Genomic DNA, 19181 nt, shown 5'->3' with positions numbered 1-19181 from the left:
CCCGAACGGCCTTGCTTCTTTGCCTGATGCCCGGATTGCTGGCTGCCTCGGCGCCGGCCGGGGCTGTACTGACCATCGATGTCGGCAATGTCCGCGTCTCCAAGGGGCGCGTCCATGTCGATATCTGTCCGGAGAGCCGTTTCCTGAAGGACGATTGCCCCTATTCGGCCGAAGCACCGGCGCAGGCCGGCGTTACGCGGATCGTCGCGCGTTCCGTTCCGGCCGGGCGCTATGCCGTGCAGGCGTTTCTGGACGAGAACGGCAACGGCAAAGTGGACCGCGCGCTTTTTGGCATTCCCAAGGAAGGCGTCGGCTTCTCAAACGACGCGAAGATCTCGCTCGGCCCGCCCAAATTCGCCGATGCGGCCTTCAACTATGATGGCGGCGCGCAAACGATCCGCTTCAGCCTGCGCTATTTCATGGGCGCCAGGGGCCCCGGCGGGCATTGAGGCACCTTTCGCCATCCGCACTCGTCATCGCGAGCATCCGCACACCGTGGGTGACGCTGCTGCTGGGTCTGATCCTTACCGGACTGGCGCTGTTCATCGTGACCGATCGCATCGCGATGACCACCGATACGGCTGCGCTGATCTCGCCCAAGGTCGATTGGCGGCAGCAGGAACAGCGGATGGAAACCGCGTTTCCGCAATTGCGCGACAACATGCTCATCATCGTCGATGGCGAAACGCCGGAACTGGCGGAAGATGCAGCCACCCGGCTTTCCGCCAGCCTGAGCGGCGACAAGGCGCATTTCCGTCTGGTCACGCGGCCTGACGGGGGCGATTTCTTCGCCCGCGAAGGCCTGCTGTTCGGATCGGTGGAAGACGTGCGCAGTGCCACCCAGTCGATGATCGACGCTCAGCCAATGCTGGGCCCCCTCGCCGCAGATCCGAGCCTGCGCGGCGTGACGGTGTCGCTTTCCACCATGCTGGACGGCGTTTCCTCCGGCGAAATCCCCCTCAGCCGGATCGACAGGCCGCTTGACGCTCTCAGCACCGCGATCGACGATTCACTCGATGGCAGGAACCCTCACTTTTCCTGGCAAAGACTGTTCGCCGGCGAAGGCAAAGGATTGAGCCCGCCGACCCGGCGCCTGATCCTGACCCAGCCGGTACTCGATCACGGCGCCTTGATGCCCGGCGAGGCGGCAAGCGCTGCCGTGGCCAAGGCTGCCAAGGCGCTTGCCCTCGATCAGGCGCATGGCCTCCGCATCAGCCTTACCGGCGAAGTTCCTCTGGCCGACGAAGAGTTTGCGACGCTTCAGGAAAATATCGGTCTGGTCGCAATCGTCATGATGGCGGCGATGCTGCTGACCCTCTGGCTCGCCACGCGGTCGGTGCGGCTGGTCGCGGCGATCATGATCACCATCCTGTCCGGCCTGATCGTCACCAGCGCCGTCGGCCTGCTGGCGATCGGACGGTTCAACCTGATCTCAGTCGCTTTCATACCCCTTTTCGTCGGCCTGGGTGTCGATTTCGGCATCCAGATCTGCGTGCGCTTCAATGCCGAGAGGGTTGCCGGTGCCGCTCCGGACGTGGCCTTGCGGCAGGCGGCCGTGGCGCTGGGCGCGCCGCTGCTGCTGGCAGCGGGGGCCATCTTCCTGGGCTTCGGCGCGTTCCTGCCCACTGCTTACGTCGGCATTGCCGAGCTGGGCGTGATCGCCGGCTTTGGTATGATCGTGGCCCTGCTGTTCAGCCTGACGGTGCTGCCCGCGCTGATCCTGCTGCTGCGCCCCGGCGCGCCCCGCGGTGACGTGGGCTTCAAGGCGCTTGCCCCGGTCGATCGCTTTCTGGAGCGCAAGCGCAGCGCGGTATTGTGGGCTTTCGGCCTGGCCATGGCTGCCGGCATCGCTCTGCTGCCCTGGGCCGTTTTCGACTTCAATCCGCTGGACCTGCGCGATCCCGATGCCCCCGCGATGCGCGCCTTGAAGGATCTGACCCGCGATCCCGATCGAACCCCCAACGTGATCGACGTGCTGGCAGCCAATCCGGCCGAGGGCCAACAACTGGCCCAGCGTCTCTCGCGCCTGCCCGAAGTCGCGCAAGTCGTCTCGCTGGACAGCTTCGTGCCGGAACAACAGGACGCCAAGCTGGCGCTGATCCAGGATGCATCGCTGCTGCTGGACCTGACGATCAATCCCTTCGATACCGCGCCACCGCCAAGCGATGCCGACTTGCGCGATGCCATCGGCGGCATGGAGGCAAAGCTTCGCGAAGCCGCCGCCGCGCATCCCGGCGCCGATGGAAACGAGGCCCGCCGGCTTGCAGTGTCCTTTCACCGGCTGGGCATGACTTCGGCCGACAAGCGCGCAGAGGTCAACACCATGCTCTCGCAACCGCTCGGCGTGATGCTCGATCAGATCAGGCTGGCATTGCAGGCCGCCCCCGTGACCCGCGAAACGCTTCCGCCGGATCTGATCCGCGACTGGGTGGCTCCGAATGGACTGGTCCGCCTGCAGGTGTTCCCTAGCGGAAATGCCAACGACAATGCGGTGATCCGCCAGTTCCGCAACGCCGTTGCGCAAGTCACGCCCGCGATTTCCGGCCTGCCGGTGGCGACCCAAGCCGCGGCGGGCACGGTCGCCGGCGCTTTCATTCAGGCGGGCATATTGGCCTTCCTGCTGGTCAGCGTGCTGCTGTTCCTGGTGCTGCGCGATGTGACGGAAGTGGCCTTCACCCTTGCCCCGGTGATCCTGTCCATCTTCCTGACGCTCGGCAGTTGCGTGCTGATCGGACAGCCCATCAACTTTGCGAATATCATTGCCTTCCCCCTGCTCTTCGGAGTGGGCGTGGCGTTTCACATCTATTTCGTCATGGCCTGGCGCAGCGGCGCGACCGGATTGTTGCAATCCAGCCTGGCCCGCGCGGTCATGTTCAGCGCATTCGCTACCGGAACGGCATTCGGAAGCTTGTGGCTATCCCGTCACCCGGGGACCGCCAGCATGGGGAAAATCCTGATGATTTCGCTGATCTGGACGCTGATCTGCGCATTGATCTTCGAGCCGGCTCTGCTGGGCCCTCCGCGCAAGCAGTCTGACCGCTAGTTCCCTGCAGGATCCTTCATCGGATCCCGCAACTCCGGCGCCTCGGATTGCTGGGCGGGCGCAGCCTGGCCCGCCGGATCGTTCAGCGGATCGCCCAGTTCCGATGGAGTATCACCCTTGTTCACCCGGTGATGCCCCCGGGTTTCCTCGATCTCTGCGGCGCGATTCTGCAGGTAGACCGACCGCAATGTCGCGTAAGGATCTATCGCATCGGCAAACAAGGTGCGCAGTTCCACATCCGCCTCGGCCCGCAGGTTGAAACCGTTCACCGCTCCCGTTGACAGCTGGTACTGCCAGGCCGTGAAGGGGCGGCCGACCGCTAGCGGCAGCAGGGCTTCATCGGCGGGCATGCTCACTGCATCGCGAAGCGTCGTCGGGCCGATGAACGGAATAAACAGGTAAGGACCGGATTTCACACCGTAAATCGCCAATGTCGTGCCGAACCCATTGGGCCGATGCGGCAAGTTGAAGTCCTTGTGTTTCGCTACGTCGATCACCCCGGCAAGGCCGAGCGTGGAATTGATCGTGAAACGCGCGAAAGTCTCTGCCGCCTTGCCCGGTTTCGCCTGCAACAGGAAGTTCACGAAAACGAAGGGTTCGGTCAGGTTGCTCAGAAAATTGCGAATGCCGGAACGGACCGGCTTCGGCACGATATGTTGGTAGCCCATGGCCACCGGGCGGTACAAAGCCTTGTCCAGCGCCTGATGGATGCCGAACATCGTGCGGTTGAAGCCTTCCAGCGGGTCTTTTTCCGCCTTGATGGCATCGGCTTCGATATCGTCGGCCGGCACGGCCGCAGCTGCGTCCGTGGTATCGTCAGAGGCAGGCCCCGTCTGGCCCTGCATGTCGATAATGACCACGGGCGGCGGCAGATCGATCTGCACCGGCCCGCCCGAATCACTCGCGAGCGGGGTAGCAAGGGCAAGTCGCCCCACCTGAACCGCGGTCTCATTTGGCGCGGGAAGATCGGCCGGCGACGCAAACAGCACTGCCGGCACGATCAGCGGGGTGATCAAAATTTCTCGCCCTTGGCTGCAATGGCATCCATGTGCGCGACCAGCGAAGCCGCCCCGCCCTTTTGCAATACCGAGGCGAAATCGGATCGCCGCGTGGCGATCTGGCTGATCGAATTGCGGTAGAAGACGTCGATGATCTTCCAGTCGCTGCCGCTCTGCCGCAGCCGATAGCTTATGGCGACAGGCGCCTGCTTCGGCGCATTGAGCGTCGTGCGCACCAACTTGTCGCCGCCGCGCTGCTGAACTTGCGGGTCCATCGCGAAGCTTTCGCCGGACCAGGTATCAAAATTGCGGGCGTATTGCGAAATCGTCATGCGCCGGAAACTACGAACAAGCGCATCCTGGTCCGCCGCTGCCAATTTCGTCCAACTGGGTCCGACGGCCAGACGGGTCATCAACGGCAGATCGAATGCCCGGTCCAACACCGGCGATAGCGCCGCCGTTCGCGCCTGCGGCGCGGCGCCGCTCTTCATCACCTTGATAAGATTGTCATTAAGTTGCTGCACTGTCGCGCGTGCCGGATCTACAGTCTGGGCCGCGGCGACAACCGGCGTCAGCGAGAAAAGCAGGCTCAGCGTTACAATCGGATGGCGCATTCAAGAACTCCGTCACTGGCGGATCGCGATCCCTCTGCGCCGACGGTGGTGCACCATCACCTGTCGCGATGGCAAGGACGAGCTGCACCCTCCTGCGACTTCCTTAGATTTATTCCGGTGTTACCGTCTCTTCGCTTTCCTCGATGCCACTAAACAAGTATCAGAGGGGCGATGCCATTCCCATGAGGGGAGATATCGGTGGTAACTCCGAATTCCGACCCAGGCGAACCGTTGCAGATTGTACTCGCCAACCCGCGCGGTTTTTGCGCTGGTGTTACTCGAGCTATTGAAATTGTCGAACGTGCGCTCGAACAGTTCGGCGCACCCGTCTACGTTCGGCATGAAATCGTCCACAACAAGCATGTTGTCGACCAGCTGCGTGGAAAAGGCGCGGTCTTCGTTGACGAACTTTCCGAAATCCCCCCCGGCGCGATGACCATATTCAGCGCGCACGGTGTCGCCCGCTCCGTGGAGGAGGAGGCGCGCGAACGCAGCCTGCCCACGATCGACGCCACATGCCCGCTGGTCACCAAGGTCCACTTCCAGGGCCGTCATTATGTGAAAGCGGGGCGCGCGGTGGTGCTGATCGGCCATCCCGGCCATGCCGAGGTCATCGGCACGATCGGCCAGATCGATGCGCCGATCCATCTGGTCTCGACATCCGAAGACGTCATGGCGCTGCCGTTCGATATCGATACGGCCATCGCCTATATCACCCAGACCACGCTCAGCATCGACGACACCCGCAGCGTGATCGCCGCGCTGCACGAACGTTTCAGCAACGTCGTCGGCCCCGAGGTCAACGACATCTGCTATGCCACGCAGAACCGCCAGACTGCCGTGCGCGAACTGGCGTCGGTAAGCGATCTGGTTCTGGTTGTGGGCGCCCACAACAGTTCCAATTCCATGCGACTGTGTGAAATCGGCACGGAAATGGGTGTCGAAAGCCATCTGATCGACGATGGCAGCGCGATCGATCCGCAATGGCTGGACAACGTGCGCACGGTGGGCATCACCGCCGGCGCATCCGCACCCGACGAACTGGTGGACAGCGTGATCGCTGCGCTCAAGCAATTGCGCCCGGCAACGGTCTCCGAACTCGACGGAGTGAAGGAAACCATCCAGTTCCGCCTGCCGGCAGCCCTGCGCCGCGCCGCCACCACGCAGGTGCGCGCCGCCGAATAGGAAGCATCCGATGACCCTGCCCCTGTCTCAGATTGCGCGGATCGGCGCCTATACTCTCAGCCGGCACATCAAGGGCGGGAAGTATCCGCTGGTGCTGATGCTGGAACCCCTGTTCCGTTGCAATCTGGCCTGCCCGGGCTGCGGCAAGATCGATTATCCCGACTCTATCCTCAATCAACGCCTCAGCTTCGACCAGTGCATGGCCGCGATCGAGGAGTGCGGCGCCCCCGCCGTCTCCATCGCCGGGGGTGAGCCGCTGCTGCACAGGGACATGCCGCGCATCGTGCAGGGCTTCATCGAGCGCAAGAAGCTGGTAATCCTCTGCACCAATGCCCTTCTGCTGAAAAAGAAAATCGGCGACTACCAGCCCTCTCCCTTCTTCACATGGTCCATCCATCTCGATGGCGACCGGGGGATGCATGACGAGGCGGTGGATCAGGACGGCACTTTCGACGTGGCGGTGGAAGCCATTCATCTCGCCAAATCCAAAGGCTTTCGCGTGCAGGTGAACTGCACCGTGTTCGACGGCGCGGATCCGGCGCGGCTAGCGGCCTTTTTCGATCAGATGGAAACGCTGGGCGTGGAAATCACGGTTTCGCCCGGCTATGCCTACGAACGCGCGGCGGACCAGGAGCATTTCCTCAATCGCGAACGCACGAAGCAGTTCTTCCGCGACGTGTTCAAGCGCGGCAAGGGCGGCAAGGCGTGGACCTTCACAAACTCACCGCTGTTCCTGGATTTTCTGGCGGGCAACCAGACTTACGAATGCACGCCCTGGTCGATGCCGCTGCGCACGGTCTTCGGCTGGCAAAAGCCGTGCTACCTGCTCGGCGAAGGGTATGTCGACACTTTCGCCGAACTGATGGAAGGCACGGACTGGGATCAGTACGGCGTTGGCAAGTACGAGAAATGCGCCAATTGCATGACCCATTGCGGCTTCGAAGGCACAGCCGCAACGGACGCGATCCGTCATCCGCTCAAGATGTTTGCCGTGGGACGCAAGGGCGTTCGGACCGAGGGGCCAATGGCGCCCGACGTCGATCTCTCGCACCAGCGGCCTGCGGAGGAGGTCTACTCATCCCACGTCGAGCGCGAACTCGCGAAAATCCAGGCCGCCGATCCCTCCGCTGCCAAACATGTCGCCAGGCGGGGCTGAAGCGGTCAGGAAGAGAGACCGGCCGGATCCAGCCGATCCAACCCGGCATCGACCAGCCGGCCATACCCCTGCGACAGTGCGTGCAGCGCTTGGCTTGCCTGCCGCCCGGTATGAACGAGCGCCGGCAATTGACCGGGCCGTAGCGCCAGCGAGCGCAACACAGCCCCCAGGGCAAGCCCGCCATCGGGCCGCATCCCCACCAGGGCCGCAGGCGGCAAATCGTCCGCGGCGCAATCGGCAATGGCGCGGATCGCGCCGAAAGGCAGTTGCTTTCGTTCGGCCACGCGCCGGACGACATGGCTTTCCATGTCGACAGCAAGGGCGCCGCTGTGCGCAGCCAGATCCCGCTTTTCGGCCGCCGTCGCCACGATAGTGTCGCTCCCGACGATTTTTCCTGAAATCGCTTGCGGCAAGTGCTTCAGCAGATAGGCGACAAGCATCGCATCGCCATCGACGACCAGATCGCCGCATCGCAGTTCAGGCGCGAGGCCGCCGGCAATTCCGCACGACAGGACGATGCCCGGCCGCGTCCCGGCCAGCGCTTCAAGCGCCCGCTCTAACCGCGCGGCATCGCCGCCGCCTGCGACGACGAAGATGTTGCCACCCGGCCGGTGAAGCAATTGCGCCTCTCGCTTCAAGCCGCAGGCGACCAGCAGGGTCACATGCCAACCGTGACGTGACGCGCATTGGAGCGCTTGAGGTTGCGGTAGCGCGCCATGGCCCAGAGCGGAAAGTACTTCGGATAACCGTGGTAGCGCAGGTAAAACACCCGCGGAAAACCGCCGCCGGTATAGTGCTCCTGCCCCCATAGCCCGTCCGGCTCTTGATGCTCCACCAGCCAGGCGGCACCGCGTTCCACCGCTTCGCAGTCCACTTCCCCCGCCGCCATCAACCCCAGCATCGCCCAGGCCGTCTGCGATGCGGTGGACGGCGCCGGAGCGTGCCCCTTGCGATCCAGAGCATAACTGTCGCAATCCTCGCCCCAGCCGCCGTCCTCGTTCTGGATCGCCTTGAGCCAGGCCACCGCGCGGGCCACCGCAGGATCCGCGGCATCCACTCCCGCCGCATTGAAGGCACAGAGCACGGACCAGGTGCCGTAGATATAGTTTACCCCCCAGCGGCCGAACCAGCTTCCCTCCGGCTCCTGTTCCCGGCGCAAGTAATCGATAGCGGCGCCCATGCGGGGGCTGTCCAGCCCTTCGCCGAGCTGTGCCAGCATGGATACGCATCGCGCGGTGACATCGGCCGTAGGCGGATCGAGCAACGCGCCATGATCGGCGAACGGCAGGTTGTTGAGGTAGTCGTAAGTATTGTCGGCATCGAACGCCCCCCAGCCGCCGTTTTTCGACTGAAGGCCCACGGTCCACTCAACGCCCCTTTCGATCGGGGCGCGATCCTTCACTTGCGCGCGGTCCATCGCCATGACCACCACGGCCGTGTCGTCCAGATCGGGGTAATGATCGTTGTTGTACTGGAACGCCCAGCCGCCCGGGCGGACTTCGGGGCGTTCCTCTGCCCAGTCGCCCGCCACTTCCAGGATCTGGCGCGGCTTCAGCCAATCCAGCGCCGCTTCGGCACGGGCCGAATTCGCCGCCCCGCCCGCCTCCATCATCGCATGGCTGGCAAGCGCCGTGTCCCACACTGGCGAGACGCAGGGCTGGCAATAAGCCTCTTCCTCCTGAATCACGAGCAGGTTTTCGACCGACTGGCGGGCGATGGCGCGATGCGGGTGGTCCTCCGGATAGCCGAGCAGGTCGAACATCATCACGCTGTTCGCCATGGCCGGATAGATGGCGCCCAGGCCGTCCGCTCCGTTCAGCCGCTCCGTCACCCACGCGACGCAGGTGTCGATGCTGCGCTGGCGCAGCCTTGCCGGCCAGAGCCCTTGCCCCAGCTTCAGCAGCCGATCGAGCGTGTTGAAGCCCAGCGTCCAAAGCCACTTGGGATCGGCGGCCTGGGTCCGGCGCCGGGCCATGCGTCCCGTATAGAGTTCGGCAACCTTGATGCCCTTCGGATTGCGGGCCAGCGGCTTGCGCGCGCAGAGCACCAGCAAGGGAACCACCACGGTCCGCGCCCAGTAGGACATCCGGGACAAATGGATGGGAAACCAGCGCGGCAGGAGGATCACCTCGGGCGGCAAATCGGGCACTGCCGACCACGGACCGGCACCGAAGAGGGCAAGCTGGATGCGGGTGAATACGTTCGCGGCCTCCGCCCCGCCTGCACCCAATATGGCTTCGCGCGCGCGCGACATGTGCGGCGCATCAATGGGATCGCCGATCATCTTCAGCGCGTAATAAGCCTTTATGCTGGCGCTGACATCGAAGGCCCCGGCATGGAACAGCCCCCAGCCCTGATGGTCGGCGGACTGAATCCGGCGCAGATACCGGCCGATCTTGGCTTCCAGTTCGCCGTCCACCGGCTCGCCCAGATAGTGCCGCAGCAGCACATATTCCGCCGGGATGGTGCAATCGGCCTCCAGTTCGAACACCCAGTGCCCGTCCGGTCGTTGCGCTTCGGCCAGAGCGGCCGCGGCCCGATCGACGACCGTTTCGATGGCCGTCATCGCAGGCATGGAGGCGGCGCGCCTGGCAATCGTCATCCTCTTCCCCGTCCCGGTCCCCGTCCAGCACCACACCGCTCCACGGCGAGCCGAGCGGCCGTTTCTCCAGACCGGATGGCGCCCTCTATGGTCGCAGGCAGGCCGGTCTGCGTCCAATCGCCTGCCAGGAACAGGTTGCGAAGAGGGGTTCCGGCGCCCGGCCGCCGGGCATCCTGCGCCGGCGTAGCGGCAAAGGTCGCCCGCTTTTCCTTCACGATCTGCCACGGCGGAAGCGCTGCGGAAAAGCCATAGGCCTGCTGGATCTCTTCCCAGAACCGAACGGCCAGGGTCTCTCGATCCGTCTCCACAAGGGCATCGGCGGCTGAAACGGTGACGGAAATGCGGTCGGGAAAAGCGAACAGCCATTGGGCCGTTCCGCCCAGAACCCCCAGCATTGCAGGAGCGCCAGCCGGCGGGGCTGCCGCGAAATGGGCGTTGACGATCGCATGAAACGCATTGGGAACCGTCAGTTCCGGCAGCAAGGCGCCCGCAACGGTGGGCGGCACGGCGAGTACGACGATGTCGTCCGCATTCAGGGCTTCCGGTCCCTGGCCCCAATCCAGCGAGCGGACCCGCCCTCCCTCGATGCCCAAGCCTCTCAGCCGGCGCCCCAGCGTCATCGACGCGCCCTGCGCGGCCAGCCAGCCCAGCGCCGGTTCGATGAAGGCCGCCGCCAGACTGGGATGCGCGATGCGCGGCAAACTCGCCCTTCCGCCGCGCAAAAGCGATTCCCGAATGACTGCCGCCGTCAGGCTGGCCGATCCTTGTTCGGCCGGCGTATTGAGGATGGCGAGCAGAACGGGATCGATCAGCCGCGACCACAAGGCTCCATCGGGGGCGATGCGGTCGGCCACGGTTTCTTCCGGCTTGCCGTAGATCAGTCTGCCCAGCGCAAAGTAGTCCGTGAGCGCCGTGCCCGGCACGCGCCGACGGCGGCTGAAGACCCACCAGGGCAAGGCACCATCGTTGATGCGTACTACCCATCTCTCACCGCTGGTGAGATCGACAAAGGGAAAATCGGCATGATCCGGCCCGGCAAGAGGTTCGCGCGCGCCGATCGTGTCGCGAAAGCGGTGGACGGCGTGATTGCCGGCAAGCACCAGATGGTTGCCGTTGTCGATAGTCAGGTCGATCTGCGGATCGTGGTAGGAGCGGCAACGTCCACCGGCCTGTGCGGCAGCTTCCATCACCTGAACGGCCATGCCTGCCTCGGTCAGACGAACCGCGGCCGACAGGCCCGCCAGCCCTGCACCGACGACGATGGCCCGGCCTGCCCTCACCCGGTCACCAACAATCGCCCCACGGTCAGAACCAGTCGCAGCTTGTTGGTGCGTACACGCTTGCGCGGCGGCGCCCAGCCCGTCCGGATCATCTGCCGCAGCAGCCGGGCATAGGCACTTTCCATCAGGCGGGGCGCCAACAGCAGCCCGCGCGGGCGCGAAGCAAGCAGCCTGCCCGCTTCCTCGAAATGCCGCTGCGCCCGCGCGGCCAGCCAGCGCCCGGCCGGGTCCATGCCCGAATGGGCCGCCACCTGCAGCGCGGTCGCGGGGACGATCCCCGCCGCGGCAAGGGCTTCGGCGGGAATGTAGACACGGCCGATGGCGGCATCCTCGTCTATGTCGCGCAGGATATTGGTCAGTTGCAGCGCCCGGCCAAGGTGATGGGCCAGATCGAGCCCCGGCTCGCGATCCATGCCGAAGATGCGCACCGAAAGCCGGCCCACGGCAGAAGCGACACGATCGCAATAGAGATCCAGTTCCGCTTCGCCCGGCCAGCAAATGTCGCGCTCAACATCCATGGCCATGCCGTCGATCACCGCTTCGAAGTCGCGACGCTCAAGATCGAAACGATCGACGCCGGCGCGCAGGAAATTCGCCTGCCCGGCGTCTCGCCCGGCGTAAAGCGCGTCAAGATCGCAGCGCCAGCGGTCGAGCTCTGCGGCCCGCGATGCGCGATCTCCCTGCTGGTCGTCGGCAATGTCGTCGACGATGCGGCAGAAGTCGTAGACCGCGAAAATGGCGCTGCGCTCCACCTTGGGCAGCACGCGCATGCCCGCGTAGAACGAACTGCGCGAGGCGCCGCCGGCGACGACGGCCTCGCTCATGCCGCCCTCCGCAGCAGAACCGGCAGCGCAGCGCCGGCGGCAAGGAACAGCGTTTCCGTCTTGCCGTGATGGACCCGCTCGCTGAGCGGATCGCGCTGTTCAAGGCGGTAGGTCAGGCTGCGGGCAAGCCGGTGGATCACAGCGACTTCCGCGGCGAGCCGCCGGTCGCGAATGCCGGCGGCAAACGCTGCGGATTGATCCAGCAGGCCGCGCGTCCGCCGCGCCAGATCGGCGATGATCGCACGCAGGGCCGGGCTACCCCGGTCGCCCTGCAAGTCAGCAATGGTCAAACCGGTATCGAGCGGAACGTAGACGCGATCGAGCATCCGATAGTCCTTCCCGCAGTCCTGAAGGTGATTGACGATCTGCAAGGCCGCACACAGCGCATCGTTCGCAGGCCAGAGCGCCCGATCCTCACCATGCACGTCAAGAACGAAGCGCCCCACCGGCATCGCTGAATAGCGGCAATAGCCCATCAGATCGGCCCAATCGGCATAACGCGTTACAGTGACGTCGCGGTCGAAGGCGTCCAGCAGGTCATGCGCGTGGATCGGATCGATCCGCCGTGCCGCCATCGCATCGCGCAGCGCCATGGCTTCTTCCGTGCCCTCTCCATCCAGACCGCTGCGCATCCGCGCCAGCAGGGCAAACTTTTGCTCCGCCGTGACAGCGGGATTGTCGGCGATATCGTCCGCCGCGCGTGCAAAGCGATAGAATGCCATGATCGGCGGGCGGCAGTCTGGCCGGATCAGCAGGCTGGCGACGGGAAAGTTCTCGTCCCGGTGGCCCTTGCCGGATGCCAGATCAGCCGCTTCCATCAGCTTTCCGCTCCCGCTTGGGCCCGGCCCTTCCACATGCCGCCACGCCCGCGCGCATGTTGCCAGGCCGACAGCACCGTGCAGCCCGCATAGAAGGCCGCGATGGCCGGCAAGGCCAGTCCCCAGAGCGGGCTAAGCCGATAGAAACGTAGCGTGGGCTGGAAAATAGCCGCCATCGCCAACCATGCGATCAAGCCTGACCAGCGCGGCACCCCATGCCCGAACAGGGCAAGCATGGGCGGCGCACCATAGACGATCAGCATGCCCGCCAATGTCGCCATCAGAATCCACGGAGAATAGCGGAGTTGGGCATAGGCGGAGCGTGAGATCATCGCCGCAACCGACCCGAAATCGTCATAGGGCCGAATGCTCACCGATCGATCGGTGAGCCCGAGCCAGACCGGGCCCTGTCGCTTCAGCAGGCCACCCAGCGAGCAATCGTCGATCAAAGCCCCTCGAATTGCGCCAATGCCGCCCGCCCGCTCCAGCGCCGCGCGCCTTGCCAGCATGCAACCGCCCGCCGCCGCGCCCAGGGTTCCCGGCCGGTTCACGCGCCCGAACGGATAGAGCATCTGGAAGAAGAACACGAAGGCAGGCACCAGCATCCGCTCGGCCAGCGTTTCGCAGCGCAGCCGCGCCATCAGGCTGACCAGCGACAGGCCGTTCGCTTCGCCCCGCGCGACCAGCGTGCGCAGTGTATCGGGTGCATGGGCGATATCGGCATCGGTCAACCACAGCCATTGCGGCACGGTGCCGGCCTGTTCGATGCCCTGCTCCATGGCCCAGAGCTTGCCCGTCCATCCGTGCGGCAGGGGCTTGCCTGTCAGCACTTCGACGCGCTCCGACCCCAGCGATCGGGCAATGGCGCCGGTGCCGTCGCTACTGGAATCGTCGACGAGAAGGATGCGGAAGCGGCCCGGATAGTCCTGCGCGATCAGGCTGCCGATCGAACGGGCGATGACATCCGCCTCGTCTCGCGCGGGCACTACCGCCGTCACGTCCGGCCATCGCGCCGGCGGAAGGGGCAGGTCGCGATCGTCTCGCTCACGCGCCATCCAGAAACCGTCGCGCCCCACGATCAGGCCCAGCCAGATGGCCAGCACGGCCAGTCCGAAGCCTTGCCCGATCACTGGATCGTTCCCCGCTGCCGGAACCAGTGGACGGCATCGCCGATCGCCTGCGGCCAGGGCCGGGCAAGATAGCCAAGCTCACGCTCCGCCTTGGCCGAACTGAAGAACATCCGATGCCGCGCCATACGCAGCGAATCGAGCGTCAGGAACGGATCGCTGCCACCGGACAGCCGGGTGATCCCCTCGTTGATCCAGGCCAGCGGCACAAGCGGTGCACGCGGCAGGCGAACCCGCGGCGGCCGGTGGCCTGTGTGGGTGGCGATCTCGCCCAGCATATCGCCCAACATCACGTCCTGCCCGCCAAGGATGTAGCGCTGGCCGACCTTGCCCTTCTCCATCGCCAGAACGTGCCCGGCCGCCACATCATCGACATGCGCCAGATTGAGCCCGGAATCGACGTATGCGGGCATCCTGCCCCTGGCTGCCTCCACGATGATCCGGCCCGTCGGCGTCGGCTTCACATCGCGTGGGCCGATCGGCGTCGATGGCTGGACGATCACGGCGGGCAGCCCCTCCTGCGCCACCATCTGCTCTACCAGCCGCTCTGCCACCACTTTGCTGCGCTTGTACGCACCGACGGCTTCTGACGGAGTGGCGGCGGCCCGTTCGTCCACCGCGCCGGTATGGGACGGCTTCAGCGTGGCGACGCTGCTGGTGTAGACGATCCGGCCCACGCCTGCTTTCAGCGCCGCCTGCATCACGCATCGGGTGCCGGACAGATTGTTGCGGACGATCTCTTCGGGATCGCGGGCCCATAGGCGATAGTCTGCCGCGACATGGAACAGCATGTCCACGCCGTGCATGGCACGGCCCATGGCGGCCGCATCGCGCAGATCGCCTTCCACCAGTTCGCCGGGAAAATCCGCCAGGTTCACAGGCGAACTGCCGGAACGAACGAGCCCGCGCAGCCTGTAGCCACGGCCGTCGAGCGCCCGGGCGACCGCCGAACCCACAAAACCCGAAACGCCGGTAATGAGGATCAATCGATTGGATTCAGGCATTTCTGACCGAACATCCGAATGGTTGCCGACAGACTGTGCTATTCCTATTCCCGTGAAAGCAACTGGCAAGTATCTTTCTTGAGTTTCACAAGTTTTCCATTCGCCGGGTTCAGCGCTTGTTTTAAGGAAAGCAATGGCCGGATTGTCCATCGTGACCTCTGCCCTGGGCTGGGCCCTGCTGCTGGCGGCGGCAGCAGGCGCGCTTTACATGGTGGCTGCGACCCTGGCGCTCCGACGCTTCCTGCATGCGCGGGGCGAGCACCGGCCGGGAAACGAAGCCGTCACCATCCTGAAGCCGCTACACGGCGCCGAGCCGCGCCTTGCCGACAATCTGGCAAGCTTCATCGAGCAGGATCATGAAGGCTCTGTCCAGATCCTGTGCGGCGTACAGCGAGCAGGCGATCCCGCCATTTGTGCGGTGCGGGAGGTTCAGGCCCGCTACCCCCATGCGCGGATAGAACTTGTCGTCGATCCCGCGCATCACGGCGCCAACGGCAAGATATCGAACCTTACCAACATGATGAAGCACGCGTCCCACCCCACCGTGGTGGTGAGCGACAGCGATATCGCGGTGGGCCGTTCCTACCTGTCCGGCATACTCACCGCACTTCGCAAGCCGAAAGTCGGTGCCGTGACTTGCCCCTATCGTGGGCGGGGAGACGCCGGCTTCTGGTCCGTGCTGGCCGCTGCGGGCAGCACGTATCAGTTCCTGCCGAACCTCGCTTTTGCAAAGGCCCATGGCATGGCGACGCCCTGCATGGGATCGACGATCGCTCTGCGGCGCGAGACGCTGGACGCCATCGGCGGCTTCGCTCGCTTTGCGGACGTATTGGCGGACGATCATGCCATCGGGCAGGCGGTGGAGCGGCTGGGGCTGGCAGTGGAAATGCCGCCCATGCTCCTGACCCACGCCTTCACTGACTGCGGTTTTCGTGAACTCTGGCGTCACGAATTGCGCTGGGCGGCCACCGTGCGCGGACTGGCCCCCGTGGGATATGCCGGGTCCTTCATCACCATGCCTTTGCCGCTGGCGCTGTTGGCCCTGCCCTTTCACCCCGTGCCCGCACTCGCGGTAATCGCCGTGACCGCAGCCGTTCGGCTATACACGAAGCACGTGGCGGACAGTCACTCCAGGGACGCTTCGACGCCTTTTTGGATGCTGCCGTTACGCGATACATTGAATTTCGCGATTTTCTTTGCCAGCTTCTTCGTCCGGTCGATTGATTGGCGCGGAAGCGCGCTTACTATGCTGAGTGACGGTCGAGTCCAAGCTTCGGAGACTGCCGGACCATGATGTCTACGCTTTTCCTTCAGGCCCCCTCCTTCGACGGGTACGACGGCGGCGCCGGCGCGCGATATCAGATGAAGCGCGAGGTGAAGTCCTTTTGGTATCCCACCTGGCTGGCGCAGCCCGCCGCCATGGTGGAAGGATCGAAACTGATCGACGCCCCCGCGCACGATCTGTCGTGGGACGATATCGCGCATGAGGTGGACGGCAGGGATCTGGTGATCCTCCATACCTCCACCCCCAGCTTCAATCAGGATGTGCACACCGCCGAACTGATAAAGGCGCGCAATCCCAAAGCCCTGATCGGCATGATCGGCGCCAAAGTGGCGGTGGAGAGCGAAAAGGCACTCACCGCCAGCGCGGCGATTGATTTCGTCTGCCGCAATGAGTTCGACTTCACGATCGTAGACGTTGCCAATGGCATTCCGCTGCGCGAAATCGACGGCATCTCATGGCGCGATGACGATGGCGCGATCATCCATAACCGGGACCGCAAGGTGCTGGAGGATATGGATTCGCTGCCCTTCGTCTCCCCGATCTACAAACGCGACCTGACGATAGAGAAGTACTTCGGCGGCTATCTGAAGCACCCCTACGTCAGCTTCTACACCGGGCGCGGCTGCAAGAGCCGCTGCACATTCTGCCTCTGGCCGCAGACCGTGGGCGGGCACAACTACCGCACCCGATCGATCGCGCATGTGATCGAGGAAGTGAAATACGTCATGGAGAACATCCCCCAGACCAAGGAGATCTTCTTCGACGACGACACGCTGACCGACAACGGCCCCCGCGTGGAGGAACTGGCCATCGCGCTGGGGAAGCTCGGCTTCGGCAAGCCGGGCTTCCCGATGAGCTGGAGCTGCAATGCCAAGGCCAATGTCCCCCGCAAGACGCTGGAAGTGCTGAAAGCCAATGGTTTGCGCCTGCTGCTGGTCGGTTACGAAAGCGGCAACCAGCAGATCCTGCACAATATCAAGAAGGGTCTGCGCGTCGATGTCGCGCGGCAGTTCACCAAGGACTGCCACGAACTGGGCATCGTCATCCACGGCACCTTCATCCTCGGCCTTCCCGGCGAGACGGAAGAGACGATCGAGGAAACGATCAACTACGCCAAGGAGATCGATCCGCACACGATCCAGGTCTCGCTGGCGGCACCCTATCCCGGCACGTTCCTCTACAAGCAGGCCATGGACAACGGCTGGTTCGACGGCACCGACCATCTGCTGACCGACGGCGGCAACCAGATCGCACAGCTGAGCTATGAGCATCTGCCGGCGCCGGTGATCTTCGACAAGGTGGAAGAGTTCTACAAGCGCTTCTACTTCCGCCCATCGAAGATCGGATCGATCGTCTGGGAAATGGTGCGCGATTGGGACATGATGAAGCGCCGACTGCGCGAAGGCGTGGAGTTCTTCGACTTCCTGCGCCGACGCAAGGCAACGGCGTGATGCGCGTTCCCTTCGCCAGCCGGCACTGATCCGTGTCGTGAAGCGCCTCGTCGTCACCGCCGACGATTTCGGGGCTTCTCCCGAAGTGAACGAGGCGGTCGAGCGCGCGCACAGCGATGGCATATTGACCGCCGCCAGCCTGATGGTGAACGGAGCGGCGGCAGGCGACGCGGTCGAGCGAGCCAGGCGCCTGCCCACACTCGGCGTCGGGCTGCATATCGTGCTGGTGGACGGACGGCCGGTGTTGCCGCCGGAGCGCATTCCCGCGCTGGTCGACGCGCAGGGCAATTTCCGCACCGACATGGTGCGCGCCGCCATGCGCATCTTCGCTTCCCCCGCCGCGCGCCGCCAGCTTACGGCGGAAGTGGAAGCGCAGTTCGACGCCTTTGCCGCCACCGGTCTGCCGCTCGACCACGTGAATGCGCATAAGCACTTCCACTTGCACCCCACTATCGCGGCGACGCTGGTGAAAGTGGGCAAGGCGCATGGCATGCGCACGGTTCGCGCCCCGGTGGAGCCGCGCGCCGTGCTGCGCGAGGTCGAGGATGAGGGCACGCCTTCGGGCATCGAGGGGATCTGGGCACGGCAGGTGCAAAGACTGATGCGCCGCGCCAGCCTTGCCACGCCCGATCAGGTCTTCGGGCTGGCATGGTCCGGCGCGATGACCCCGGCGCGCGTCTACGGATTGCTGGAACATCTGCCCAATGGGCTCAGCGAGATCTATGCCCACCCCGCCACCGGGCCTTACCCCGGATCGGCGCCGGGCTACCGCTATGCCGAAGAACTCGCGGCATTGACCGACGCGCTTGCCAAGCGGGTGATCGCGCGCAATGCCATCACTCTCGGACGCTTTGCGGACTTTATCGAAGGAGAGCGCTCATGACACTGGCTCGCTCCTGGGGCGACTATGACAAGACGGTCCCCCTGCCCACCGGCCGGCTGAAGTACGGCAGCCCCGATCACCTGCTGCTGATGAGCCGGACGCTGCTGGATACGCACGATCCCTATCGCCCGGCGCTGATCGACTGGCCGACGCTGGACGAAAGCACCCGCAACAAGATCGTCTCCCTGCCGATCTGGGACATCGCCGTCGCCACCGAGGGCCGCGCGGGCATGAACGTGCGCACATTTTCCGAAGGCGTGGACGATCCGCTGCTGAAATCCGCCGTGGAGATGAACGCCTTCGAGGAATCGCGGCACAAGCTGGTGCTGTCAGACATGGTGCAGGCCTACGGCATCGAACTGGTTCCGGAACCGGAATACAAGCGCCCCGCCGATCCCGAATTCGCCTTCATGCGCACCGGCTATTCGGAATGCATAGACAGCTTCTTCGGCTTCGGCCTGTTCAAGGTGGCCAAGGATTCGGGCTTCTTCCCACCCGAACTGGTGGACACGTTCGAGCCCGTAATGCGCGAGGAAGGGCGGCATATCCTGTTCTTCGTGAACTGGGTGGCCTGGTGGCGGCGCAACATGCCGCTGTGGCGGCGGCCGTGGTTCGAACTCAAGGTGATTGCGGTGTGGATCTTCCTGATCTGGGAACGGCTCGACATGGCCAAGGGCATGGGCAAGGACAATACCCGCGCGCAGGAGAACAATTTCACGCTGAACGGGTCGAAGGAACTAGGCGTGGAAATCACTTTCCCCGAACTGGCGCGGCTGTGTCTTGCGGAGAACGACCGGCGGCTTTCCGCCTATGACCGGCGCCTGCTGCGGCCCCGCTTCGTGCCGGGCGCGATCCGCTTCGTCCTGCGCTTCGTGAAAGGGCCGAAGGCGGGAGAAGTCGCCTGAAGCATT

General features: G+C 64.5%; 17 protein-coding genes. 8 read left to right on the top strand and 9 right to left on the bottom strand.

Annotated elements, in window-relative coordinates:
- The first annotated feature begins 26 nt into the window (after positions 1-26).
- Together ACZ1JV_RS05335 and ACZ1JV_RS05330 are read left to right on the top strand one after the other, a co-directional pair.
- Positions 27-449, top strand: coding sequence for a DUF2141 domain-containing protein (locus ACZ1JV_RS05335; protein ID WP_465148661.1), 423 nt, complete (start codon positions 27-29; stop codon positions 447-449).
- Positions 446-3043 (top strand): MMPL family transporter, encoded by a 2598-nt coding sequence (locus ACZ1JV_RS05330; protein WP_465148660.1) that lies wholly within the window; start codon positions 446-448, stop codon positions 3041-3043. The genes ACZ1JV_RS05335 and ACZ1JV_RS05330 overlap by 4 nt, the downstream gene beginning before the upstream one ends.
- Here ACZ1JV_RS05330 and ACZ1JV_RS05325 read toward each other — a convergent pair.
- Both ACZ1JV_RS05325 and ACZ1JV_RS05320 read right to left on the bottom strand, forming a co-directional pair.
- Positions 3040-4059 (bottom strand): MlaA family lipoprotein, encoded by a 1020-nt coding sequence (locus ACZ1JV_RS05325; protein ID WP_465148659.1) that lies wholly within the window; start codon positions 4057-4059, stop codon positions 3040-3042. The genes ACZ1JV_RS05330 and ACZ1JV_RS05325 overlap by 4 nt on opposite strands.
- Positions 4056-4655: an ABC transporter substrate-binding protein gene (locus ACZ1JV_RS05320; protein WP_465148658.1), complete on the bottom strand. Its 600-nt coding sequence runs from the start codon at positions 4653-4655 to the stop codon at positions 4056-4058. Before ACZ1JV_RS05320 ends, ACZ1JV_RS05325 begins: the two co-directional genes overlap by 4 nt.
- A gap of 231 nt (positions 4656-4886) precedes the next feature.
- Between ACZ1JV_RS05320 and ispH the strand changes: the two genes are divergently transcribed.
- Both ispH and hpnH read left to right on the top strand, forming a co-directional pair.
- Positions 4887-5840 carry a 4-hydroxy-3-methylbut-2-enyl diphosphate reductase gene (gene ispH, locus ACZ1JV_RS05315; protein WP_465148657.1) on the top strand — a complete coding sequence of 318 codons (954 nt, stop codon included), beginning with the start codon at positions 4887-4889 and terminating at the stop codon, positions 5838-5840.
- 10 nt (positions 5841-5850) lie between these two features.
- Entirely contained in the window at positions 5851-6996 is a 1146-nt protein-coding gene (hpnH, locus tag ACZ1JV_RS05310; RefSeq protein ID WP_465148656.1) for an adenosyl-hopene transferase HpnH, read from the top strand.
- Between the two features lie 5 nt (positions 6997-7001).
- On the opposite strand, the gene ACZ1JV_RS05305 is transcribed toward hpnH, so the two are convergent.
- The 7 genes from ACZ1JV_RS05305 to hpnA are packed head-to-tail and all read right to left on the bottom strand — an operon-like array spanning position 7002 to position 14651.
- Positions 7002-7658: a phosphorylase family protein gene (locus ACZ1JV_RS05305; RefSeq protein WP_465148655.1), complete on the bottom strand. Its 657-nt coding sequence runs from the start codon at positions 7656-7658 to the stop codon at positions 7002-7004.
- Entirely contained in the window at positions 7655-9598 is a 1944-nt protein-coding gene (shc, locus tag ACZ1JV_RS05300) for a squalene--hopene cyclase (protein WP_465148654.1), read from the bottom strand. Before shc ends, ACZ1JV_RS05305 begins: the two co-directional genes overlap by 4 nt.
- Positions 9595-10878 carry a hydroxysqualene dehydroxylase HpnE gene (hpnE, locus tag ACZ1JV_RS05295; protein WP_465148653.1) on the bottom strand — a complete coding sequence of 428 codons (1284 nt, stop codon included), beginning with the start codon at positions 10876-10878 and terminating at the stop codon, positions 9595-9597. Before hpnE ends, shc begins: the two co-directional genes overlap by 4 nt.
- Entirely contained in the window at positions 10875-11702 is an 828-nt protein-coding gene (gene hpnD, locus ACZ1JV_RS05290; RefSeq protein WP_465139875.1) for a presqualene diphosphate synthase HpnD, read from the bottom strand. The genes hpnE and hpnD overlap by 4 nt, the downstream gene beginning before the upstream one ends.
- Positions 11699-12520, bottom strand: a complete 822-nt coding sequence (gene hpnC / locus ACZ1JV_RS05285) for a squalene synthase HpnC (RefSeq protein ID WP_465148652.1) — start codon at positions 12518-12520, stop codon at positions 11699-11701. Before hpnC ends, hpnD begins: the two co-directional genes overlap by 4 nt.
- Entirely contained in the window at positions 12520-13650 is a 1131-nt protein-coding gene (locus ACZ1JV_RS05280) for a glycosyltransferase (RefSeq protein ID WP_465148651.1), read from the bottom strand. Before ACZ1JV_RS05280 ends, hpnC begins: the two co-directional genes overlap by 1 nt.
- Complete coding sequence (gene hpnA / locus ACZ1JV_RS05275; RefSeq protein ID WP_465148650.1) at positions 13647-14651, bottom strand: hopanoid-associated sugar epimerase; 1005 nt, start codon at positions 14649-14651, stop codon at positions 13647-13649. The genes ACZ1JV_RS05280 and hpnA overlap by 4 nt, the downstream gene beginning before the upstream one ends.
- Positions 14652-14784: 133 nt before the next feature.
- On the opposite strand from hpnA, the gene hpnI reads away from it, so the two are divergent.
- The 4 genes from hpnI to ACZ1JV_RS05255 are packed head-to-tail and all read left to right on the top strand — an operon-like array spanning position 14785 to position 19175.
- Complete coding sequence (hpnI, locus tag ACZ1JV_RS05270; protein ID WP_465148649.1) at positions 14785-15945, top strand: bacteriohopanetetrol glucosamine biosynthesis glycosyltransferase HpnI; 1161 nt, start codon at positions 14785-14787, stop codon at positions 15943-15945.
- Entirely contained in the window at positions 15942-17387 is a 1446-nt protein-coding gene (gene hpnJ, locus ACZ1JV_RS05265) for a hopanoid biosynthesis associated radical SAM protein HpnJ (RefSeq protein WP_465139880.1), read from the top strand. The genes hpnI and hpnJ overlap by 4 nt, the downstream gene beginning before the upstream one ends.
- A gap of 37 nt (positions 17388-17424) precedes the next feature.
- Positions 17425-18270: a hopanoid biosynthesis-associated protein HpnK gene (gene hpnK / locus ACZ1JV_RS05260; RefSeq protein WP_465148648.1), complete on the top strand. Its 846-nt coding sequence runs from the start codon at positions 17425-17427 to the stop codon at positions 18268-18270.
- A complete protein-coding gene (locus ACZ1JV_RS05255; protein WP_465148647.1) occupies positions 18267-19175 on the top strand; it encodes a ferritin-like domain-containing protein in 909 nt (302 codons plus the stop codon). The genes hpnK and ACZ1JV_RS05255 overlap by 4 nt, the downstream gene beginning before the upstream one ends.
- Positions 19176-19181: the final 6 nt, after the last annotated feature.

The sequence above is a fragment of the Novosphingobium sp. BL-S-19 genome, assembly GCF_055521675.1.
This window is presented reverse-complemented; position numbering and strand designations above follow the sequence as displayed.

Excerpts from the sequence above, each read along its gene's own strand:
- hpnH (WP_465148656.1), top strand. The coding sequence starts at position 5,851 with ATGACCCTGCCCCTGTCTCAGATTGCGCGGATCGGCGCCTATACTCTC.
- hpnC (WP_465148652.1), bottom strand. The coding sequence starts at position 12,520 with ATGGAAGCGGCTGATCTGGCATCCGGCAAGGGCCACCGGGACGAGAAC.
- shc (WP_465148654.1), bottom strand. The coding sequence starts at position 9,598 with ATGACGATTGCCAGGCGCGCCGCCTCCATGCCTGCGATGACGGCCATC.
- hpnI (WP_465148649.1), top strand. The coding sequence starts at position 14,785 with ATGGCCGGATTGTCCATCGTGACCTCTGCCCTGGGCTGGGCCCTGCTG.
- ACZ1JV_RS05335 (WP_465148661.1), top strand. The coding sequence starts at position 27 with ATGCCCGGATTGCTGGCTGCCTCGGCGCCGGCCGGGGCTGTACTGACC.
- ACZ1JV_RS05320 (WP_465148658.1), bottom strand. The coding sequence starts at position 4,655 with ATGCGCCATCCGATTGTAACGCTGAGCCTGCTTTTCTCGCTGACGCCG.
- ACZ1JV_RS05255 (WP_465148647.1), top strand. The coding sequence starts at position 18,267 with ATGACACTGGCTCGCTCCTGGGGCGACTATGACAAGACGGTCCCCCTG.
- hpnA (WP_465148650.1), bottom strand. The coding sequence starts at position 14,651 with ATGCCTGAATCCAATCGATTGATCCTCATTACCGGCGTTTCGGGTTTT.
- hpnD (WP_465139875.1), bottom strand. The coding sequence starts at position 11,702 with ATGAGCGAGGCCGTCGTCGCCGGCGGCGCCTCGCGCAGTTCGTTCTAC.
- hpnJ (WP_465139880.1), top strand. The coding sequence starts at position 15,942 with ATGATGTCTACGCTTTTCCTTCAGGCCCCCTCCTTCGACGGGTACGAC.